Source organism: Trichlorobacter thiogenes (assembly GCF_900167465.1).
Classification (GTDB): Bacteria; Desulfobacterota; Desulfuromonadia; order Geobacterales; family Pseudopelobacteraceae; genus Trichlorobacter; species Trichlorobacter thiogenes.
Genome location: NZ_FUWR01000019.1, coordinates 37,711 through 59,052 on the forward strand (window position 1 = coordinate 37,711; position 21,342 = coordinate 59,052).

The 21,342-nt window shown below is 51.4% G+C and carries 21 protein-coding genes and 4 tRNA genes; 22 read left to right on the forward strand and 3 right to left on the reverse strand.

What is annotated here, in order from left to right; all coding sequences use genetic code 11:
- The first annotated feature begins 62 nt into the window (after positions 1–62).
- The 5 genes from B5D39_RS13810 to B5D39_RS13830 all read left to right on the forward strand — a co-directional run bounded on the left by B5D39_RS13810 (position 63) and on the right by B5D39_RS13830 (position 3,621).
- Positions 63–956 (forward strand): sensor histidine kinase, encoded by an 894-nt coding sequence (locus tag B5D39_RS13810; RefSeq protein WP_078791041.1) that lies wholly within the window; start codon positions 63–65, stop codon positions 954–956.
- A gap of 1 nt (position 957) precedes the next feature.
- Positions 958–1,440: a chemotaxis protein CheD gene (locus B5D39_RS13815; protein WP_078791042.1), complete on the forward strand. Its 483-nt coding sequence runs from the start codon at positions 958–960 to the stop codon at positions 1,438–1,440.
- Between the two features lie 97 nt (positions 1,441–1,537).
- Positions 1,538–1,876 carry a hypothetical protein gene (locus B5D39_RS13820; protein ID WP_078791043.1) on the forward strand — a complete coding sequence of 113 codons (339 nt, stop codon included), beginning with the start codon at positions 1,538–1,540 and terminating at the stop codon, positions 1,874–1,876.
- Positions 1,857–2,711 carry an HDOD domain-containing protein gene (locus B5D39_RS13825; RefSeq protein WP_078791063.1) on the forward strand — a complete coding sequence of 285 codons (855 nt, stop codon included), beginning with the start codon at positions 1,857–1,859 and terminating at the stop codon, positions 2,709–2,711. Before B5D39_RS13820 ends, B5D39_RS13825 begins: the two co-directional genes overlap by 20 nt.
- Positions 2,695–3,621, forward strand: coding sequence for a diguanylate cyclase (locus tag B5D39_RS13830; protein ID WP_078791044.1), 927 nt, complete (start codon positions 2,695–2,697; stop codon positions 3,619–3,621). Before B5D39_RS13825 ends, B5D39_RS13830 begins: the two co-directional genes overlap by 17 nt.
- A 108-nt stretch (positions 3,622–3,729) precedes the next feature.
- Here B5D39_RS13830 and B5D39_RS13835 read toward each other — a convergent pair whose 3' ends face one another.
- A complete protein-coding gene (locus tag B5D39_RS13835; RefSeq protein WP_078791045.1) occupies positions 3,730–4,737 on the reverse strand; it encodes a cytochrome c3 family protein in 1,008 nt (335 codons plus the stop codon).
- A 191-nt stretch (positions 4,738–4,928) separates the two neighbouring features.
- Between B5D39_RS13835 and nadC the strand changes: the two genes are divergently transcribed.
- The 7 genes from nadC to B5D39_RS13870 all read left to right on the forward strand — a co-directional run bounded on the left by nadC (position 4,929) and on the right by B5D39_RS13870 (position 12,549).
- Complete coding sequence (gene nadC, locus B5D39_RS13840) at positions 4,929–5,753, forward strand: carboxylating nicotinate-nucleotide diphosphorylase (protein ID WP_078791046.1); 825 nt, start codon at positions 4,929–4,931, stop codon at positions 5,751–5,753.
- Positions 5,754–5,758: 5 nt separating this feature from the next.
- Positions 5,759–6,742, forward strand: coding sequence for a biotin--[acetyl-CoA-carboxylase] ligase (locus tag B5D39_RS13845; RefSeq protein ID WP_078791047.1), 984 nt, complete (start codon positions 5,759–5,761; stop codon positions 6,740–6,742).
- A gap of 24 nt (positions 6,743–6,766) precedes the next feature.
- Positions 6,767–7,531 (forward strand): type III pantothenate kinase, encoded by a 765-nt coding sequence (locus B5D39_RS13850; protein ID WP_078791048.1) that lies wholly within the window; start codon positions 6,767–6,769, stop codon positions 7,529–7,531.
- Positions 7,532–7,579: 48 nt separating this feature from the next.
- Positions 7,580–9,664: an elongation factor G gene (gene fusA / locus B5D39_RS13855; RefSeq protein ID WP_078791049.1), complete on the forward strand. Its 2,085-nt coding sequence runs from the start codon at positions 7,580–7,582 to the stop codon at positions 9,662–9,664.
- Positions 9,665–9,753: 89 nt separating this feature from the next.
- Positions 9,754–10,773 carry an SPOR domain-containing protein gene (locus B5D39_RS13860; protein WP_078791050.1) on the forward strand — a complete coding sequence of 340 codons (1,020 nt, stop codon included), beginning with the start codon at positions 9,754–9,756 and terminating at the stop codon, positions 10,771–10,773.
- 12 nt (positions 10,774–10,785) lie between these two features.
- Positions 10,786–11,709: a hypothetical protein gene (locus B5D39_RS13865; RefSeq protein WP_078791051.1), complete on the forward strand. Its 924-nt coding sequence runs from the start codon at positions 10,786–10,788 to the stop codon at positions 11,707–11,709.
- Between the two features lie 24 nt (positions 11,710–11,733).
- Positions 11,734–12,549 (forward strand): hypothetical protein, encoded by an 816-nt coding sequence (locus tag B5D39_RS13870; protein WP_078791052.1) that lies wholly within the window; start codon positions 11,734–11,736, stop codon positions 12,547–12,549.
- Between the two features lie 91 nt (positions 12,550–12,640).
- Here B5D39_RS13870 and B5D39_RS13875 read toward each other — a convergent pair whose 3' ends face one another.
- Positions 12,641–13,231, reverse strand: coding sequence for a methyltransferase family protein (locus tag B5D39_RS13875; RefSeq protein WP_078791053.1), 591 nt, complete (start codon positions 13,229–13,231; stop codon positions 12,641–12,643).
- A gap of 113 nt (positions 13,232–13,344) precedes the next feature.
- Between B5D39_RS13875 and B5D39_RS13880 the strand changes: the two genes are divergently transcribed.
- Positions 13,345–14,172 carry a cytidylate kinase family protein gene (locus B5D39_RS13880; protein ID WP_078791054.1) on the forward strand — a complete coding sequence of 276 codons (828 nt, stop codon included), beginning with the start codon at positions 13,345–13,347 and terminating at the stop codon, positions 14,170–14,172.
- On the opposite strand, the gene B5D39_RS13885 is transcribed toward B5D39_RS13880, so the two are convergent.
- The gene (locus tag B5D39_RS13885) at positions 14,173–15,033 is read right to left on the reverse strand and encodes a PHP domain-containing protein (RefSeq protein ID WP_078791055.1); all 861 of its coding nucleotides are present in this window, start codon (positions 15,031–15,033) and stop codon (positions 14,173–14,175) included.
- A gap of 90 nt (positions 15,034–15,123) precedes the next feature.
- Between B5D39_RS13885 and B5D39_RS13890 the strand changes: the two genes are divergently transcribed.
- The 9 genes from B5D39_RS13890 (at position 15,124) to tuf (ending at position 21,287) form a co-directional block, all read left to right on the forward strand.
- Positions 15,124–15,780: an endonuclease III domain-containing protein gene (locus B5D39_RS13890; protein WP_078791056.1), complete on the forward strand. Its 657-nt coding sequence runs from the start codon at positions 15,124–15,126 to the stop codon at positions 15,778–15,780.
- A 127-nt stretch (positions 15,781–15,907) separates the two neighbouring features.
- A complete protein-coding gene (locus B5D39_RS13895) occupies positions 15,908–16,774 on the forward strand; it encodes an NAD(P)-dependent oxidoreductase (protein WP_078791057.1) in 867 nt (288 codons plus the stop codon).
- Positions 16,775–16,856: 82 nt separating this feature from the next.
- Complete coding sequence (locus B5D39_RS13900; protein WP_078791058.1) at positions 16,857–18,455, forward strand: thiolase family protein; 1,599 nt, start codon at positions 16,857–16,859, stop codon at positions 18,453–18,455.
- Between the two features lie 96 nt (positions 18,456–18,551).
- Entirely contained in the window at positions 18,552–19,409 is an 858-nt protein-coding gene (rpoH, locus tag B5D39_RS13905; RefSeq protein WP_078791059.1) for an RNA polymerase sigma factor RpoH, read from the forward strand.
- Positions 19,410–19,532: 123 nt separating this feature from the next.
- Positions 19,533–19,608, forward strand: a tRNA-Thr gene (locus tag B5D39_RS13910).
- Between the two features lie 27 nt (positions 19,609–19,635).
- A tRNA-Tyr gene (locus tag B5D39_RS13915) sits at positions 19,636–19,720 on the forward strand.
- A 110-nt stretch (positions 19,721–19,830) separates the two neighbouring features.
- Positions 19,831–19,907 (forward strand) — tRNA-Gly (locus B5D39_RS13920).
- A 21-nt stretch (positions 19,908–19,928) separates the two neighbouring features.
- Positions 19,929–20,004, forward strand: a tRNA-Thr gene (locus B5D39_RS13925).
- Between the two features lie 92 nt (positions 20,005–20,096).
- Positions 20,097–21,287 carry an elongation factor Tu gene (tuf, locus tag B5D39_RS13930; RefSeq protein ID WP_078791060.1) on the forward strand — a complete coding sequence of 397 codons (1,191 nt, stop codon included), beginning with the start codon at positions 20,097–20,099 and terminating at the stop codon, positions 21,285–21,287.
- The last annotated feature ends 55 nt before the right edge of the window (positions 21,288–21,342 follow it).

The following is a 21,342-nucleotide window of genomic DNA, read 5'->3' on the forward strand; positions in this document are numbered from 1 at the left end:
ATCGGTTGAAAGGGTGCTATAGTCGAGAGTGCGATGCTTGACTTTGCGAATAGGGAGAAATCATGCAGAACTTAACTGATGAGCAGTTGGTTGAGGAGCTGAAATTCAGGCTGGATCAAAGTCGTAAGTCTCTGAATGACCTGTCAGTGGTTAATCGTAAACTTGTTGAGATGAACCGTAAACTGGAAGAGTCAGAGGCGCTGAAAAGTAATTTTCTCTCCAATATTCGTAATGAAATCAACAATCCCCTTAATGCCATCATCGGCTTGGCTTCTCAGTTGGCCAGTATTGTGAAAAAACCGGACGTGAGTGAACTGGTTACCATGATTTTTTCAGAGGCATTTCATCTGGACTTTCAGTTGCGTAATATATTTGTCGCTGCAGAACTTGAGGCTGGCGAGGCGATGCCAAGCATAGAACATGTTGACGTCACCTCTGTTGTGCGGGGGGTGCTGGAAAACTTCAGTGCACATGCCGCTGATAAGCAGGTTTCAGTTCGTTTGTCACTGGCCGGAGCTGTGTCGGAGAATCCGCTCTACTTTCCTACTGATGCCCAGAAGCTTCAGGTTGTTGTTGCAAATTTGGTGGCCAATGCCATTGAATTCAGCAGGCCTGGCAGCGAAGTGTTTGTCGTACTTGATCAGGTTAAAGGTGGTCTGATGATACAGGTACAGGATCAGGGGATCGGTATTGCTGAGGCGGATTTAAAACGTATCTTTGACCGTTTTGTACAGTTGGATAGTGGTCCCACCCGGGCCCACCTGGGGCATGGATTAGGGTTAAGTGTGGTTAGGTCGCTGATAGATCTGTTACAGGGAGAGATACAGGTTAGTAGTACTCCTGGTGTTGGGTCACTCTTTACGGTCATGCTTCCAAAAGCCTCTTACGAAGCTGACGGGATTACCTTTGCTGAAGGGGGGAATCTGTTCCTGTTTGACCAGATGGACGAGAAATAAGATGGCCGAACCTGCTGGAACGAACATACGTAAACATTTCCTGTTTCCCGGTGCAACCCATGTTGATGCCGATGAATGTGAAATTACCACCGTATTGGGTTCCTGTGTGGCTGTTTGTTTATGGGATCAGGTGCATGGCGGCGGGGGTATGAATCACTTTATGCTGCCACTCTGGAACGGTGAGGGATTGGCAACACCCAAATATGGCAACATAGCCATGGAGCGTTTATTGGAACATGTGCTTGCCATTGGTGCCCGTAAGCAACATTTGGTGGCAAAGGTTTTTGGTGGTGCCAACCTGCTGGCCACCAGTAGTGCTGCTTGCCCGATAGGCGCCCGGAATATTGAATTAGCCATGACGCAACTTGAGGAGTGGCGGATAACGGTGGCGGCCTCTGACCTGGGAGGACATGTCGGACGTAAGGTTATAATGAATACGATGACCGGAGTGGTGCTTTTGGGGCGGGGCAGGCCACAAAAATAGAGCTTGTTACTAATATGGCGTTTGACATTCATCTGCACATTTCCTAGTATTGTGCCTACTTTACTGTACAGATCGTAAAGGGAGTCTGGTAACGATTATGCAGAAGATACCGCTTAACCTGGCAGCAGCCGAAATGGTGCTGGCCCGGGACATCTTTAAAAATGACAGTCCAACCGGTATGCCAATTTGCGGCAAGGGGACTGAGCTGTCAGATTCACTTATCAGCCGCCTGCAACAGATGGGGGTGCAGTCACTGTATGTGGAGGGACATCCGGTCTGGCAGGAAGGTGATCGTGGCCTGACGGAGCAGCTTGCTGATCTGGAAAAGCGGTTCTCAAAGACCATGGATAATCGTTACAATACTACCCTGCTTGAGGTGTATCGTACTCATTTTACTGCGGCAATGGGAGATGACGGTGGACGAACGGAGGAGTGATCTTAAGAAGATCATCATGGACACCAAGACGCTACCAACGCTGCCTGGTGTCATTAATAAGCTCAATTCCCTTTCCAATGATGACAAATCGTCGGTTCAGGAGATGGCGCGGATTGTCTCTGCCGACCAGGTGCTCTCAGCCCGGATCTTGCGGCTGGCCAACTCACCTTCCTATGGATTCTATCGGGTCTCCACCATATCAAATGCCATGATTTTGCTGGGTGTTAATGTGGTCAAGTCCCTGGCTCTGTCATCGTCAATTTTTGAGATTATGGAGAAGAATAGTGTCGGTTTGTGGGAGCACTCCCTCGGCACCGCCACTGCAGCTGGAATTATCGCACGCAAGCTGGCTTTGCCTGAGGTGGAGGAGATTACCACTGCTGGTTTGCTACATGATATCGGCAAGGTAATTATCGGCCTTAAATGCGCTGAGCAGATGCCTGAAATCCGTAGCAGAATCAAGCTGGATGAGCTTTACATCAGCGATGCTGAAAGGGCAGTGCTGGATACCGATCATGCAGAGGTAGGCGGGTGGCTTTCTAAAAGCTGGTTTCTACCGGATAAACTCTCTGAGCCGATTGCCTACCATCATAATGTTGCTGGTTCCGAGGATCATCGGATCAAAACTTCGGTGGTCCACCTGGCTGATGTGCTGATCAAGGCCAGTGGTTTTGGTGATAGTGGCGACTCCTATGTACCGCCGATTCAGCAGCTTGCCTGGGATCTGTTAAAGCTGGATGAGTCTTTACTGCAGGAAATCGTGGTGGAACTGGAGGATAAGCTGGTGGAAGTAAAGAATTTCAGTCTTGAGCTGGCCAGTGCCGCAGTTGCCTAGGATCGCCCTCATATCAAGCCAGGAAAAACTTTCTTCGCTACTCCAGTTGCGTTTGCAGAGTAAAGGCTATCAGGTCATGGTGGTGGAAAAGACCGCTGCTGCCTTGGGGGCCTTTTACTCTGACCCACCTGATCTGATCATTGTTGATTTTTCCTCCCCCTGCGTCGGGTGCCACGACATGCTCTGCATGGTTCGTAGCGACAGTTTCTTTAGCCCCATCCCGATTATCGGCCTTTTCCCGCCAGGTACGGAGCAGGAATCCTGGGATGACTTTCCCCTTGATGATTTTGTGGTAACTCCATTGAATTTTACGGAACTGGTCAGTAGAATCACTCTTTCTCTTTCACGTATCAAGCGTATCTTCGACAATAACCCCTTGACCCGGCTGCCGGGTAATACCTCAATCCACCGGGCTATTGAGGATTCATTGGGGTTGCCTTTGGCAGTCTGCTACGTCGATATTAATCACTTTAAACCGTACAATGATGTATTTGGCTTTTCCCACGGGGACGAAGTGATCAGGATGTTGGCCAGAATCATGTCCAATGCCGTGCGCGAGTCAGGCGGTGGTTTTTGTGGGCATGTGGGGGGTGATGATTTTGTTTTTATCGTCCCGCGTGAGCGGTCAGAGCAGGTCTGCTCCACGGTTATCAGTCATTTTGATCAAATCGTGCAAACCCTGTTTGATGAAGATACCAAACAGCGGGGTTATTATCATGCCTTAAACCGCAAGGGTGAAAAAGATCAGATGCCAATTTTAGGGATTTCCATTGCCATTGTGCCGATGGACTCTCCCAGTATCAGCCACGCTGCCAGGGTAGCTGAGGTCGCGGCTGAGCTGAAGAAACTGGCTAAAGCTAACCATGGCAGTAGTTTTGTGGTGGACAGGCGGTCGGGGATAAGTGAGTAGCAGGTTACTGGCTTGGCGACAGTTTGACTAAGCAAAGTTGATAGTTACACAAAAGGCGCTACCCATAACGGGCAGCGCCTTTTGCTTTACAGCTTGTCTTGACGAAGCTTAGGACTTCTTATGGCACTTGGCGCAGCTTCCAGAAACCGCGAAGGCGGTCTTGCCATCATGGCAGGCGCCACAGGATTTCCCTTTGCCCATATCGGCCATGGTCATCCGCTTACCGCCACCATAGGGGAAGGTCTTGGTGTGGCAATCAGAGCATTTGTAGGCTGCAGTGTGGAAATCATGGCTGAAGTAACCAACCACGGTGCCACGGCTGTTTTTAAAGGTCAGGTTAGCTGGCTTGTAGCCAACGTGACACTTGTTACAATCACCGGTTGAGGCAAAGGCGGTCTTGCCATCGTGACAGCTACCGCATGACTTGCCTTTTGCCATATCGGCCATGGTGGCCTTGCGGGATCCCTGGCGATAGTCATACTTCTTGGTGTGGCAGTCGCCGCACTTGTAGGCCTGAACGTGGAAGTCATGGCTGAATACGGCGTCGTTAACCGGCTTTGACTTGTACTTAAGGGTCTTGGTAGCCAGGCCACGGTGGCAGGAACCGCAGTTTGCTGCGGCAGTAAAGGCTGTTTTCCCATTGTGACAGGCACCACAGGATTTGCCTTTTTCCATTTCGGCCATGCTGACACCCCGGCGGATTGGACCACCTTTGTGGCAGCTCTTACAGCCAAGCCCCTTACCGTTAACGTGGGAGTCGTGGCTGAACATGGCGTTACCAGCGGGGATGCGATAGGTAATAGCGCTGGGGGTGCCGCGGTGACACTTGCTGCAATCTTTTTCAGTGGCAACACTGAAGGCCTTTTTGCCGTTGTGGCAGGCACCGCAGGAAAGGCCCTTTTCCATTTCAGCCATGGAATAGGAACGCTTCTTGGAAAGATTGAAAATTGCGCTGTGGCAGGTCTTGCAGTCTTTGTTCTTTGCAAGGTGTGTGTCGTGGCTGAAGACAACGGCTGAGGCGTTCTTGAAACTGAACCTGATGTCCTTGGCCTGCACGGGAACTGTCATTAGCATGACAATAACCGCTGCAAAGAAGGTGATAATGCGCCCGTTCATCGAAATCCCCCTTGAAGCTGATTAAATTTAAAGCGCCTTACTTTAAGGGCCACAGTGTCGATTGTCAATTGATAATTGTATACAGTTACTATACACCCCGATCACTCATTAAAAACCAGCTTGAATGCGGTTGCGGGGGTGGGAGAGGTATGCTATACAAACTTACATTTTACGCGACGGGATGAGGTGTGATGCTGACTCTTGATGATATCATTCAAAACGCCCTGCGGGAGGATATCCATACCGGTGATCTGACCACCCAGGCAGTGGTACCGGAACCTCGCGCTGCTACCGCCAGGCTGGTGGCCAAAGAGGCCTTGACGGTTGCCGGCATTAGCGTGGCTGCACGGGTCTTTAGCCTGCTTGATCCTGCCATTGTCTTTGAAGCTTGCTGCCATGATGGTCAGGTTCTGGAAAAAGGGGCTGTTATGGCCCGTATGTCTGGTGATGCTGCTCAACTATTGCAGGGGGAGCGGGTTGCCTTGAATCTTCTGCAGCGGATGTCCGGTATTGCGACGCTTACCTCTTGCTATGTGCAGGCTGTTAAAGGGACTAAAGCTCGTATTGTTGATACCCGTAAGACAACCCCCGGTTTACGGGTGCTTGAAAAATATGCCGTGCGGGTTGGTGGCGGTATCAACCATCGCACCGGTCTCTATGATGGCATCCTGATCAAAGAAAACCATATCGCAGCAGCCGGTGGGATTACCGAGGCGATTCGCCGGGCACGTGCCTATATTCCCCACACCCTTAAGATTGAGATTGAGACGGAGACGGTTGAACAGGTGCAGGAAGCCCTGACAGCTGGTGCGGACATTATTATGCTGGACAATATGGATTGCGACACCATGCGCCAGTGTGTCGGGTTGATCAGTGGTAAGGCGCTGGTGGAGGCATCAGGCGGCGTTAACCTTGCTACGGTTCGAGCCATTGCCGAGACCGGTGTTGATATCATTTCTGTCGGAGCCTTGACCCATTCACCACGGGCAATGGATATCTCCATGTTGCTGGATTAATGTCTATGCCCCGGCGTACGGCAGCAGCGGATCTGCTAAAGCTTTTGAGAGACGCCGAAGGTATGGTTTCCGGAGAGTTGCTGAGCCGCGAACTTGGTGTTTCACGCACCGCCATCTGGAAGCAGATTTCAAGTCTTCGTGCAGCCGGGTACCGGATTGATGCGGTTCCGTCTCAGGGGTACTGTCTGGCCACAGAGCCTGATCTGCTGGATGAAGCTGTGTTACGCACTTCCCTTGGAAACGGGTGTCTGATAGGGCGACGGATTGTCTGTTGCGGGGAAACCGGATCTACCAATACGGATGCTTTTTTATTGGCTGAGCAGGGGGCAGAAGAGGGTACGGTGTTGTTGGCTGAACGTCAGTTGGCTGGCAAGGGACGTCTGGGGCGGCGCTGGGAGTCACCAACCGGAGTAAATCTCTACTGTTCTGTGATATTGCGCCCCGAGCTTCCCCCCTATGAAGCACCGCAATTGACCTTTCTTTCTGCTGTAGCCGTTGCCCGTGCCATTCAGATAACCACCGGCCTGCAGCCAGCCATCAAATGGCCCAATGACCTGCTCATGAACGGTCGTAAGGTCGCCGGGTTGTTGAATGAGATGAATGCAGAGACGGATCGGGTCGGCTTTGTAATTTTAGGCATCGGGGTCAACCTGAATATGCGGGCTGATCAGTTTCCTGCGGATTTACGTACACCAGCTACTTCTCTGCTGCTTGAGTCTGGCGCACCGGTATCTCGCCAACTGTTTGCGGTCCACCTGTTACGTGAGCTTGATCGTGAATACCTTCGTTTTCAGCAGGAAGGCTTTGGCCCGGTACGGGAAGAATGGGCACGTTACTGTAATGCCTTTGGGCGTGAGGTGCAGGTTGATGTCGGCCCTAACTCACTACAAGGGCCTTTTATGGGGGTTGACCATGATGGCGCTTTGTTGATGAAGCTCTCTGATGGACGGGTTGAGCGGATACTGAGTGGTGATGTTACTGTCATCTAAGTTAGTGCCGGGAAGGAGAACCGTTTGCTGCTCGTAATCGATGTTGGCAACAGTAATATTGTGCTTGGTATCTACGATGGTGAAGCGCTGGTGCGCCACTGGCGTATTGCAACCGATAAATCCCGTACCTCGGATGAATACGGGGTGATGCTGGATAGTCTTTTCTCCTTGGCATCATTGGTTTTTACACAGGTCAAGGCGATTATCATCTCCTCTGTGGTTCCCCCTTTAACCGGTGTACTTGAATCACTCTGCCGTGACTTCTTTGGGTTGCCTCCCTATGTGGTTGGTCCCGGTATCAAGACCGGTATGCAGATCCAGTATGACAATCCCCGTGAAGTGGGGGCAGACCGGATTGTGAATGCCGTTGCCGGCTATGAAAAGCACCGCTGCCCTCTGATCATTGTTGACTTTGGTACTGCCACTACTTTTGATTATGTGAATGCCAAGGGTGACTATTGTGGTGGCGCCATTGCGCCGGGGCTGGCTATTTCGCTTGAGGCCCTGTTTCAGCGTGCCAGCAAGCTGCCCCGGGTCGATATCTGTCGCCCCCCCCAGGCCATAGCCAAAAATACCGTTAACTCGATGCAATCTGGCATTTTTTACGGGTATGTGGGGCTGGTGGATGGTATTGTGGAGCGGATCAAGCAAGAGAGTCGTGATCAGCCTCGGGTGCTGGCCACCGGTGGCCTGGCAGCCCTGATTGCGCCTGAATCAAAGACTATCGACGAGGTCGATGAATTTCTTACTCTGGAGGGATTGAGGATTTTGTACGAGCGGAACCGGTAATTCCTGAAAGTTGTCATGCACCTATCAACGTAGACAAGGAGGCAGCGCATGGGGACGTATCCAACGGAAAAGATTCGTAATCTGGGAATTGTGGCACACGGTGGGGCCGGCAAGACATCGTTGGCTGAGGCGATCCTGTTCAATACCGGCATGATTGATCGTCTGGGCAGGGTTGATGACGGTACCTCAACCATGGACTTTGAGCCTGAAGAGATTAAGCGTAAGATTTCTATCTCATCAGCCTTTGACCACTGTGAGTGGAATGGACATTCGATTCATTTTGTTGATACCCCCGGTTACGGCGATTTTATTGGTGATACCCGTGCCTGTATGCGTGCGCTGGATTGTGCCGTGGTGATTCTCTCCGCGATTTCAGGGGTTAAAGTCCAGACTGAAGAAGTCTGGGAGTGGGCGAATGAGTTTGAGATCCCCCGCATCGCCTTTGTGAACAAAATGGACAAGGAGCGGGCCAACTTCCTGCGGGCCATCGACGATATGGAGAAGAGTCTCAAGGCCCGTGGTGTGGCAATTCAGATGCCGATCGGTGCCGAAGAGTCATTTGAAGGCGTGGTTGACCTGATCAGGATGAAGGCCTGCAAGTATGCCAAGGACGGCTCCGGCGGCTGTCAGGAAATTGATATTCCGGCAGACTATCTTGATGAAGCCCAGCGTCTGCGGGAGCATATGATTGAGATCGTGGCTGAGGCCTACGATGCCTTGACGGAAAAATACCTGGAAACCGGTGAACTTACCGAAGAGGAAATTCTGGATGGTTTGCGGGTCGGTACCATGCGTAATACCTTTACTCCGGTGCTGTGCGGCTCTGCCACCCTGAACGTGGGAGTACGCCAACTGTTGGGTGCTGTTTGTGACTTCCTGCCGTCTCCGCTGGATCGGACCAAGGCGGTTGGTATCAACCCTAAAAACAATGATCTGGTGGAACGTGGGCCGGATGAAAAGGAGCCGTTCTCCGCACTGGTGTTCAAGACCACTTCAGACCCCTATACCGGAAAAATTACTATTTTCAGAATCTACTCCGGCACCCTTAACTCTGACTCCACCATCTATAATGCCAGTAAAGGGGTGGAGGAACGGATCGGTCAGATCTATGAGCTGGAAGGCAAGAAGCAGAAGCCGCTTAAGCAGGCCTTTGCCGGCGATATTGTAGCTGTTGCCAAGCTCAAGGAAACCGTCACCGGTGATACGCTTTGTGATCCAACCAATCAGGTTATCTACGAACCGGCCAAGCAGCTGCTGCCGGTGATTTCATACGCCATTGAGCCAAAGACCAAGGCAGATGAAGATAAGATCCACAACGCCCTGCATCGTTTGATTGAGGAAGAGCCAACACTGGAGTCGCACCGCGATCCCCAGACCAAGGAGTTTATTATTTCCGGCCTGGGGCAGGTGCATCTGGATGTGATTGTTGAAAAAATGAAGCGTAAGTTTAACGTGGATGTGGTACTGAAGACTCCCAAGGTGCCGTACTTTGAAACCATTCGTGGAACTGCCAAGGTGCAGGGCAAGTATAAAAAACAGTCCGGCGGTCGTGGCCAGTACGGTGATTGCTGGATCGAGATGGGGCCCACCGGACGTGGTGAAGGCTATATTTTTGAAGATAAGGTTGTGGGTGGCGTGGTGCCCCGTCAGTATATTCCGGCGGTTGATAAAGGGATTCAGGAAGCTGCAATTGAAGGGTTCCTGGCAGGCTACCCGGTGGTTGACTTCAAGGTCGCGTTGTACGATGGTTCATTCCATACGGTTGATTCTTCCGAGATGGCCTTTAAGGTTGCCGGTTCACTGGCCTTTAAAAAGGCAATGGAACAGTGCAAGCCGGTACTACTTGAGCCGATTGTTAACCTTGCCGTAACGGTGCCGGATGAAAATATGGGGGATGTGATTGGTGACCTTAACTCCCGGCGTGGCAAGGTGGTCGGGGTGGAACCCAAGGCAAACTCCCAGACCATCAAAGCGGTGGTCCCGATGTCAGAGGTGTTGGCCTACTCCAATGACCTGAAATCAATGACCAGTGACCGTGGCCTGTTCAGTACTGAATTTTCACACTACGAAGAGGTGCCGACCCATATGGCACAAAAGGTTATCGCTGAAGCGCAGGCAGTAAAGAAAGATTAGCTGATTAAGAGGGGGTAGAGGTCGAATGGCGGTGGTTTCCGCTCTTGGCTTGCAGTCCCACAGATCCAGCATTTACGGAGGTGTAGAGTATGGATTCAAAGTTTAATAACGAGACGACTGAAGGCGGGGCACAGGCTCAGCCCCAGGAAAAAGGTCGTCAGACCGGTATGGTAGTGCTGTTATTGTTACTGCTGGGTGGGTTTGGGTATCTCTATTTCTTTACCGGCCTGATCAGACCCCAGGAACAGCCACCGGCTCCCCAGCCGCCGCCACAGGTGGTTAAACAGCCGTTGCCAGCTCGTGATGCGGCCCCGGTTGACGCTGCAAAACCTGCTGAACAAAAGGCCCAGGTAACACCTCCTCCAGCAGCTCCGGCAGCTCCAGTTGCAGCAGCAGTAAAACCGGTGCAAAAACCAGCTGATGCCAAAGTTGCTGCTGTTCCTACAGCAAAACCGGAGGAGAAGAAACCAGCTCCTGTCAAGCCAGCTGTGAAACCTGGGCCGGTAAAGGCGGCGGCAGCTCCGGCAGTAAAGAAGCCGGAATTGGCAAAACCAGCTGCACCGGCCAAGCAACCTGAAAAGGGTGTGGCAGAGGCAAAGCCAGCTCAAGCCAAACAGGTCGAACCAGTCCGTAAAGCCGTTGCAGCCCCCAAAAAGAATGGCCCCTGGACGGTTGTGGCTGGACTGTATGTTGTGGAAGAAGTCCTGGCAGAAGACCTGTCAAAGGTGAAAAAGGCCGGTTTTACACCGCTGATGACCAGTGGCCCTAAACGTCCGGTTGCTATGAATCGCTTGTTTTATGCTGAATACACCAATAAGGAAGAGGCCCAGCAGGCAGTGGAAAAGTTGCAGCGAGCTGCAGGCAGCGGTTTTTCAACCCAGCGCGGTACCAAACATGAGGTGTATGCCGGTTCCTATGCTGTGCAGAGTGGCGCTCAGGCTGAACAGCAACGCCTGTCTGCTGCCGGTATAAAGGTGTCGATTAAGAAGGCCCAGGTACCGCTTGCCTCCCGCAAGCTGACTGCCGGCACCTTCACAGACCGCAAGGCTGCTGATGATGCCGTGAAAAAACTGAAGGCTGCCGGTATAGCTGCACCGGTACTTGAGTAGCGGAGTTTTTGGGTGGCAGAAACAGTTAAGCTGAGCATACCTGCATCGGTGGCAGCCTTTGTTCGGCCTGGTACACCGTTGGAAGAACGGCTGCGGGGGGCAGGGGGCGCTGTAGACCTCTCCCCCCGTGAGCAGTTGCTGTTACTTTTTTGTTTGAGCAAGGATAGCCAGCCGGAAGTGCGTAGCCTGGCTGCAGGCACGTTGGCTGCACTGGATCAAAATCTGGTGGTTAGCGCGTTGGAGGGTGGCGGGTTCCATCCTGCTGTACTGCATTTTATCGCAGGCAGCTGCGGTTCTGATCCGGCTGTCAGGGCTGTCTTGCTTGCTACTGTGGAACTGGCACAGGTAACCCGAGACCTGTTGTTGACACATTCTTCTGTTGATACAGATCTTAAAAAGGCTGCTGATCTGCCTGCTCAGGTAGCTGAAGAGGGTACATCCGATCTTGGTGCTGAGGAATTAGACCCAGAGGCTGAAACATCAGAATCCGATTATGAGGTTGAGGCTACTGATGAGGATGAAGAATACCTGAGCAAATATCAGCTGGCTATGGAGATGGGTATTAGCGAAAAAATCAAGATGGCGCTGACCGGTGATAAAGAGTGGCGTAAAATCCTGATCAAGGATGCCAATAAACTGGTGAGTGCCGGTGTTATAAAAAATCCGCGAATGTCCGAGCCAGAAGTGTTAACGCTCCTGAAGTCAGGGGTGCAGAATGATGAAATTATGCGCCTGATCTGTGCCAATAAGGAATGGGTGAAAAATTACCAGATCCGTAAGGCGTTGATTGAAAATCCGAAGACCCCTCTGGCTAATGCGCTGCGTTATCTGGGAACCATGAATGAAAAAGATGTTGCCAGCTATGCCAAAAGCCGAAATATCTCATCCGTGGTTTCGACGCAGGCCAAGCGGATGATAATGAACAAAAAGCACTAAACATCATACTAAGGTTCTTTCTTCATGGCGGTCATTAATCACGCTAAGCGTGAAATCAATGCAAAAATTGTTTATTTTGGTCCCCCCGGCTGCGGCAAGGGAGAGCTGTTTCGCTTTATCCATCAGAGAATTAAGCCAAGCCTCTGCGGCCCACTCAAGACCATGCCGGCTGGGCAGGATTCTTTGCTTTTTTTTGACTATATCCCCTTTGAAACATCCAGCCTGGACGGCTATCGTATCCGTTTTCACCTCTATACCATGACCGGACCGGTTACCAATCCCGGGACCTGGAAGATGACCTTGAAGGGGGTTGACGGGATTGCCCTTGTGACAAATGGCGGGGCATCCGGTGGTGATGAGGCGACAGACAGCCTTCGGGTTTTAAGGTCAATGTTAACCAGTTACGGCAGAGAACTGCACAGGCTGCCCAGGGTCTGGCTTCCATCTGATTCTGTTGATAATCAGGATACTGCAGCTGAGTTTGTAGCCTGTTTCGATGCAAGCCGAACTGTGACATGCTCTGCAGGTACCGGTGAAGGGATATTGCAGTCTTTGGCACTGCTTTCCCAAGAGGTGTTGCAAGAGCTTCGGGATGAGTATGAACCTGCAGATGCAACAGTCACCGATCCGGTCTTACAGGCTGCTTTATCTGATGAGCCGCTTGAGGATGGCAGGCCGGAAAATGATGGAGAATCTGTTAAATCAGTTACCTTGCCAGAGCTGAAGGTTTCTCTGACCCGTAGTACCTCTGTCACGATTCCTTTAGTTATTCAGAGTGGAGAAACCGTTAAGCGATGCAATCTCTGTTTTTCTGTGCAACTTAAAGAAGAACTGCCATAACGCTTTTCGCACGCTCGCGTCAGGGTAATCAGCGGGATTGTAACCTGCACGCTGGTTGATCTCCTGTCTGGAGTTGAAGGGGGGAAGCGGGTTAGTCTGCACTGATCTGGCGGTTTAAGCGGGGGATCAGAAAGGGAACGTCCCGCTGATACTGCCGATAGGTTTCGCCAAACAGGCGGATCATGCGGCGTTCTTCAAGCAGTGCGCCAAAGATAAAATACGGGATACTAAACAGGGTCAAGGCAATCCAGCGGGTTGTGATAACCGGGTTTAGCAGTAGAAACAGGCTACCAAGCAGATACAGCGGATGTCTGACAACAGCGTAACAGCCGGTGGTAATCAGGTTAGGCCGCTCATCCTCAAGAGCCAGGTTTGTACCCAGGAAGTCTGCCAGGCCGGTTTGGCGAAGGCAGACGAGGCTTATCCATAGAATGATAAACTGTAGTCCGTGGAGTACAAGACTCCAGATGCCCGGGGGGACGTAGAGGACACTGGTTGATTGCCAGGCCAACATGACCCAGCCGAAGAGCAGCATTGAAAGCAGATTGTAGATAAGTCGATATCCAGGCAGGGGACGTCCGATAAATAGCTGTATGCGGCTCTTGATGCGTGGTGCCGCAAGCAGTGAGTGGATGATACAAAAAACGGTAAGTCGTAGTATGAAGTCCAGGCTGTCCGGCATGGTTACCCCCTGTGTCAGAGCAGTTACCCTAGCATTGCCGACTTGTGCAGACAAGCGGAACGTGTTAGGTTTTAGTTGTATACACTAAGTTTGAACTGGAGGAGTACGTTCAGATGCCGATCATTACAATTTCCCGTGAAATGGGAACCGGTGCCTATGGTGTAGCCAAGGAACTGGCAAAAAAATTGAAGTACACCCTGGTTGATGGGCCCAAACTTGCCAGCTGTGCGGCAGAATACGGGCTTCCTCTTGAAATGCTGCAGGCTGTGGATGAGAAACCGCCGTCATATAATACGGTTGAAGATCGAGCGCGAGCTGCTTCATTAAACTCGATTGAACTGATTCTGCTGGATCTGGCCAAGAAAGGTAATGTTATCCTGTATGGTCGTGGTGGGCAGGACCTCGTGCAAGGGTGTGGCAATGTTCTTCGCTTGCGTTTTGTCGCTGATTTTGAGGAGCGGGTAGAACGTTTTGCCGAGCGGGAGTGGATCGACCCGGACCTTGCACAGGAGTTAATCCGGCGCAGTGATCATCAACGGGGTGGATTTATTCACTTCTATTTTGATCGTGACTGGAATGACCCTCTTGGCTATGATCTGACCTTTAACACCTCCCGGCTCTCTCCCAGCGCCATCATTGATATCATTGTGGCAGCCGTGAAGGATCCGCAGCTGAAAGAGGCGGACTCCTGGTCTACAGCAGAAATAGAAAATACCATCCTGGTTAAAAAGATTGAAACTGCCCTGTTACGTTCTGAAGAACTGGAGTATCGTCCTTTCCGGATTGAAGTGGAGGATGGACAGGTAACGTTATCCGGCTATATCGGCTCGGGGCAGGAGAAAAAAGCTGCTCTGAAGGTGGCTGCAGGCATTACTGGCGTTACTGGTGTTAATGATAACCTGCATGTTGTTAACTACCGAGAGTATAAGGAAAAATGCTGATCAGGCAGCTATTGTTGATCGTTCAGTAGCTCGTTTGCGCAGGGGCGGGAGTAGGGCATCGGAAAAGCGGGTGCCTCCCCGCCCTTTTCCTATCAGATCATGTTCTTCAATGCCGTGGAAATCAGATCCTCCGGTAGGCAGCAGGTTTAAACGGTTGGCAAGAGTTTGAAGAAACATAATTTCATGTTCCGCTGCCAGGGTGTTGTAAACCTCAAGACCGTCCAATCCAAGTTCCTTCAGTTCGGTAACCAGTTCTGTCAGTATGCGTTGGTCGCGGGTGATGCTGGTGGGGTGGGCTAATACTGCTACACCGCCAACGCGCTGAATCGTTGTCAGGGCATCCTCCATGGGCCAGTAAGTCTTGGGAACATCGCACGGCACCAGATAACGGCTAAAGGCATCCTCCATACCAGTCACATAGCCACGTTGCAAAAGGGCACGAGCGATATGCGGGCGTCCCATAACACCATCTGCAAGTGCCTCAACTTCTTCTATGGTCAATGGTTCTTTTTGTTCCTGCTGCAGCACCTGATTAACTGCCATGATAATTTCACGATTTCTGTTGCTTCTGCGAAAGGCAAACGTATCCAGCCGTTCGGTCAGTTTGACGGCATGAATGTCTATCCAGTAGCCCAGCAGATGAACATCGGTATATCCTTTAAAACAGACAGAAAGCTCAACACCTGGAATGACTTCTATCCCCAGCTTTTCCCCGGCCAGGATGGCGGCCTCAACCCCAGAAACGGTATCATGGTCGCACAGGGCAATGGTGCTGAGTCCGGCGAGTTGAGCTGCAGTAATGAGTTGTGCGGGTGGCAGGATGCCATCGGAGCAGCTGGAATGCATATGAAGGTCAATCATGGGGAAATCCTTTCAATCAACAGGAAACAGTTGCGTAACAAACTGAGCTACAGGTTGTCAGCTGCAGATGCATCGGTTACTATAGCTACTATGCACGATAGTCAAATACACCATGTTATGGCTGTTCTTGAGCAAGAATGTCAACAGTGGGAAACTCCTTCAGTGACGGTTATCTCGGAACAGCATCGTTCAGCCTTCCATGTTCTGGTCTCCTGTATCATTTCATTGCGTACCAAGGATGCTGTTACTGCTGCGGCATCAGCCCGATTGTTTGATCGGGCAGGTTCTCCTCAGGAAATGGTTCGTCTGAAAACCTCTGAAATTGCCGATCTGATCTACCCTGCAGGTTTTTATCGTACAAAAGCCGAACAGATCTATGAGATCTGCAAGAAGCTGCTGGCCGAGTATAACGGGATTGTGCCGGATAGCATTGAGGAACTGCTCCGCTTTAAGGGGGTAGGGCGTAAAACGGCAAATCTCGTTATGACGCTTGGGCACGGTCGGCAAGGGATCTGTGTTGATATCCATGTACATCGCATAACCAATCGGTGGGGGTATGTTGCTGCTAAAACGCCAGACCAGACCGAGCAACTCCTACGTGGAAAATTGCCAGATGAATATTGGATAAAAATTAATGATCTTTTGGTCTGCTATGGCCAGAATTTGTGTTACCCCGTCTCGCCAGCCTGTAGCCGATGTAGGCTGACTGATTGTTGTGATCAGGTTGGGGTGCAACGCAGTCGCTAGGGGGGCAATATTTTAAACCGCAGTTGTAGGTGAAAATCATGGTTGCCACAGTACCACTTTCGGTGTAATAAATGCAAAGCTGCTTTTTGATAACATTATTTTATTTTATAAATAGGAGGAATGTAAGATGCTACATAAGATCGGTTTTATCGGTTTAGGGACCGTAGGACGGCATATGGCAGCCAACTTGGTCAAGGGGGGGTATGAGCTTACTGTCTTTGATACGGATAGTGAAAAAATAAATGAGTTGGTTGCTATTGGAGCAACAGGCGCGGCAACAGCAGCAGAAGCTGCCCGTGGTCGTGAACTGGTTATCTCTATTGTGTCTGAAGGGGATGAACAAGGTCCGTTGTTTTGTGGTGAAACCGGCATTATGGCCGGTATTGAGCCGGGGACTATTTTTGCTGATATGGGAACCACCTCCCTTGAAACAACGCTTAAAATGGCTGAAGAAACATCGAAAAAGCGTTGCTTCTATCTTGATGCCCCGGTATGGGGTAACAAAGACCATGCTGCAAACGGTCTGCTGACCATTATCGTTGGTGGAGATCCGGCAATCATTGGCAAGTGTCGTGAGCCATTCAGTATTTTTGGCCTTAATACTATTACGGTCGGCGAAGTTGGTGATGCCACCAAGATGAAGTTTATTGTGAACATGGTGCAGGGTACCTTGGTTCAGGTGCTTGCCGAAGGCCTGGTGTTTGGGGAAAAGATGGGCTTCAGTGCCGACAAGATCCTGGAGGTGCTGGATACCCGTGGGGTTGCCTCACCGATCTTCCACCTGAAGGGGCGTGCCATGTCCCGCAATGAATTCGCCCGCAGTCTGGCAATGAAATATGTGAATGATGGTATGCATCTGGTGCTGAATGCCGCTCGTTTGGTTGGATTGCATCTGCCTGCTGCCGAGGCGGCCAGCAAGATGTATGAAAAAGGGGTTGAGGCGGGTTACGGTGAAGAGGACTTCTCGGCGGTCATTAAAGTCCTGCGAAAGTAAATTCCATTTGTAGCTGATTAAGACTTACACAAAAGGCGTTCTTCGGAGCGCCTTTTGTACGTGGTGGAGAGGAGGTTGTGTCATGGGAGTGGATTTTAGAGCGCGTCCTGTGTATCTGGCCGCTTCATGGATGGGGCCGGTTGGACGCTATACCGGTAAAGACCGTGAAGAACTGACGTTTCTTGAGATGGCTGAACAGTGCGGGCAGGTTTTTACGGGAAGCCCGGTGCGGCGTCGGCATATTGATGCTGTTGTGGTCGGTAGTCAGAACCCTGCGGCGTTTTCCGGGGTAGATAATACTGCTGCAAAAATCGCCGGTATTCTGGGGATCTCCGGTGTCAAATCGGTGCTGATCGATACGGCTTCCTCTTCCGGCGCCTCAGCCTTTGAAAATGCCTATCTTGAGGTTGCCTCAGGTCGCCATGATCACGTGTTGGCCATCGGTATCCAGAAAATGAGTGACGCCTCAACTCTGGAGGCAACCCGTATTATTGCCGGTGTGATTGATCGTAACGAGGCTGAATACGGCTTAACCATGCCGGCCTGTGGTGCGCTGGTGGCTCGTTCACTTCAGCTGCGGCTCGGGCTGTCTGATCTGGAATGGTCGGCCTATTCAGCTCTTCTCTCCCAGCGCAGCCATCGCTTTTTGAGCCAGAATCCGGATGCTCATTTGCGCCAGCCATTACCGGTTGAGGAGTACTTCAGGCAGGTGGATTCTGGAGAGAACTACCGTTACTGGTCTCCGCTGCGTTATCATGACTACTGCCCCATGTCTGACGGTATGGCAGCTGTGATCCTTACCTCCCGTCCGCAGGATGTGCTGGTGGCAGGACTTGGCAGCGCAACAGATATTCCTACCATTGCAGACCGCCATTATTTTCATTCCTTTCCTGCTACGGTAACGGCTGCCGGATATGCCTATGGTATGGCTGGTCTGCGGGATGTCAGGACGTTGGAAGGCGTACTGCATGTCAATATGCATGATCCCTTTAACGGCTTTGGCCCGATTAACCTGGTTGATCTGGGAATAGTGAGCCGTAACCGGCTTTTCGATGCCTTGCTTGATGATCAGCTGACCGGTCCAGAGGGGCTTTTCCCCACTAACCTAACAGGAGGGCTGAAGGGGCGTGGCCATCCTCTGGGGGCGACCGGCATGATCCAGGTGGTTGAAAACCATCGACTGATCCAGGAAGCCGGCTTTGAGGCCGGTCTTTCCCACTCCATTGGTGGCCCCATTAATAATAACGTGGTGATTCTGTTGGAGCGCAGTGAACATTATCATCAGCGCCCCCATGAACCGTACCGCCCCTGGGGGCTACCGTCATTAGGACGTCCAAAGCCCAAGCAGGTGACCATTGATGCACTGTTGGGTGAGACGGGAAGCTGTACCGGGCAGTTTGTCTGCTCAACTACTCGATACCACCACAAAACTGGGCTGCCTGAGGTGATGCTGGTTGTTGTCGCCTGCCGGTTCCATGGAACAACCTATCGCTTTCTGTTCGGTCTTGATGGTAGCTCTGCTGCTCACCTGACCGGTCTGTCGGCCGGAGATGAGTTGTCGCTTGAACGTCAGACAACCGGCATTACGCTGAACCGTTTGCCGGTGCGGCGTTTATACCAGCGTACCTTGCAGGGGATGCGGGAGCTTGCCGAATCTGGCTGGCGGAGGCTGAAGGGATAAGTTGTTCAGGGGGGTTGCTTTTTGTCAGATGGGTTGTTATAGTTTTAGCAGTCGTTAGGTGTGAGTGCTAAAATATGGAAGCGAGGTAATCTGACAATGCATACCACCATTCCAATTACAACAGATAGCTTCTCCCGGTATTTGTCTGAAATACGGTCATTCCCGCTGCTGGATGAACAGGAAGAACATCGCCTTGCAGTCCGGCTGTTTGAAGAAAATGATCTGAGTGCTGCACAGGCTTTGATCACATCAAACCTGCGCTTTGTTGTGAAGGTCGCTGCCGAGTACCGTAATTATGGTATGAAAATGCTTGACCTGATTCAGGAAGGCAACATCGGCCTGATGCTGGCGGTACGAAAATTTAACCCCTATCGCGGATTTCGGTTGATTACCTATGCGGTCTGGTGGATCAGGGCGCAGATTCAAAGCTATATCGTCTCTTCATGGAGTCTGCTTAAAATCGGTACAACCCAGGCTCAGCGCAAACTCTTCTTTAAACTTAAGCAGGCTAAAAATGCCATCCGTAGCATGACGGGTAGCGATGACAGTGATCTGCCCGCTACTGCCTTGTCGCTTGATGTACGTGAGACGGATGTTGAAGAGATGGAGCTGCGGTTGATGGGTGAGGTCTCTTTGGATGCAGAGTTGACTCCCGGTGAGGGGGGCAGTTTGCTGGAAGAGCTGGTCGATGATCGTCCAAATCAGGAAAGTCAGCTTGGAGACCTGCAGGAGCAGCAGGAATTACGGCAGATTGTTGCAGGCGCCATTTCTCGCCTTGGAGAGAAAGAGCAGTTTGTTGTGAAAGAGCGTATTGTAGCAGACGACCCAATGACGTTACAGGAAATAGCTGACCATTTTGCTATTTCCCGTGAGCGGGTTCGCCAGATAGAAGAAAATGCGCTTAGGAAAATCAAGACCTTTTTAGGGGCAACCTTGAATCCTCAGTTTGCGTAGCTAGTGGCTTAAGGTGCTGTATCATATGGGTGATAAAGGTGTGGATATAAAAATATCCAAAAAAAACTTGACAATCTTTGGCCACTGCAGTAAAAGCACAAATTCCACGCTTTGCCGAGAATTGCTGGCGTAGCTCAATTGGTAGAGCAGCTGACTTGTAATCAGCAGGTTGCGGGTTCGAGTCCCATCGCCAGCTCCAGTTAAGTGAAAATGTAGCATCATCCCTGGAGGGATTCCCGAGCGGCCAAAGGGAACAGACTGTAAATCTGTCGTCGTAGACTTCGGAGGTTCGAATCCTCCTCCCTCCACCATATTAGTCACCGGTCGAATCGGGTGGTGCCCAGATCCAGGAGACGGAATTTCTGTCGTATGAACTGGTTAGGGGGGTTGTCTGGTCGGCCAAAGCAGTGCATGCCGTTGTGCGGGAGTAGCTCAGTTGGCTAGAGCATCAGCCTTCCAAGCTGAGGGTCGCGGGTTCGAGTCCCGTTTCCCGCTCCAATCTCATGATATTCGTGAAATGCCCACATAGCTCAGGAGGTAGAGCACTTCCTTGGTAAGGAAGAGGTCTCCGGTTCGAGTCCGGATGTGGGCTCCATTTCTTTTGACGAATCCGTGTAGATGTAGGGAGCGAATGCGCAAGCATTAACAAGATCAGGCAACCAATGTACAAACAGGAGGAACCAGTCGATGGCCAAGGCTAAATTTGAGCGTAATAAGACGCACGTAAACATCGGAACAATTGGTCACGTTGACCATGGTAAGACCACATTGACCGCAGCAATCACGAAAGTGCTTGCCGGCAAAGGTCAGGCCGAATACAAGGCGTTTGACCAGATTGACAACGCCCCTGAAGAGCGTGAGCGTGGTATCACCATTGCAACCGCCCACGTAGAATACGAAACCGACAAGCGTCACTACGCCCACGTCGACTGCCCTGGTCACGCTGACTACGTCAAGAACATGATCACCGGTGCAGCCCAGATGGACGGCGCAATCCTGGTTGTATCAGCAGCAGACGGTCCAATGCCCCAGACCCGTGAGCACATCCTGCTTGCCCGTCAGGTAGGCGTACCCTACATCGTAGTCTTCCTGAACAAGGCAGACATGGTAGACGACGCAGAACTGCTTGAACTGGTAGAACTGGAAATTCGTGAACTTCTTTCCAGCTACGACTTCCCCGGCGACGATATTCCAATCATCAAAGGTTCAGCTCTGAAAGCCCTTAACGGCGACAAAGACGAACTGGGTGAAGACTCTGTAAACGCCCTGATGGACGCAGTAGATAGCTACATTCCAGATCCAGAGCGTGCCATTGACCGTCCTTTCCTGATGCCTGTAGAAGACGTCTTCTCCATCTCCGGTCGTGGAACAGTAGCCACCGGTCGTGTAGAGCGCGGTATCGTGAAAGTTGGCGAAGAAATCGAAATCGTCGGCATCAAAGCAACCGCCAAAACCACCGTAACCGGTGTTGAAATGTTCCGTAAACTGCTTGACCAAGGTCAGGCCGGCGACAACATCGGCGCCCTGCTTCGTGGTGTAAAGCGTGAAGACATCGAGCGTGGCCAAGTACTTGCCAAGCCCGGCAGCATCACCCCGCACACCAAGTTCAAGGCAGAAGCCTATATCCTCACCAAAGAAGAAGGTGGTCGTCACACCCCATTCTTTAACGGCTACCGTCCTCAGTTCTACTTCCGCACCACAGACGTAACCGGTGTTGCAGAACTGCCAGCAGGCACTGAAATGGTAATGCCTGGTGACAACGTAGCTATGACCGTAAACCTGATCACCCCTATCGCAATGGACGAAGGTCTTCGCTTCGCCATCCGTGAAGGTGGTCGTACCGTAGGCGCCGGCGTCGTCAGCGCAATTATCGAGTAAGATACAGGATGTGCCAGCAGGCGCTGTCAGCCGTAAAGGTTGCCAGCGCCTTGCT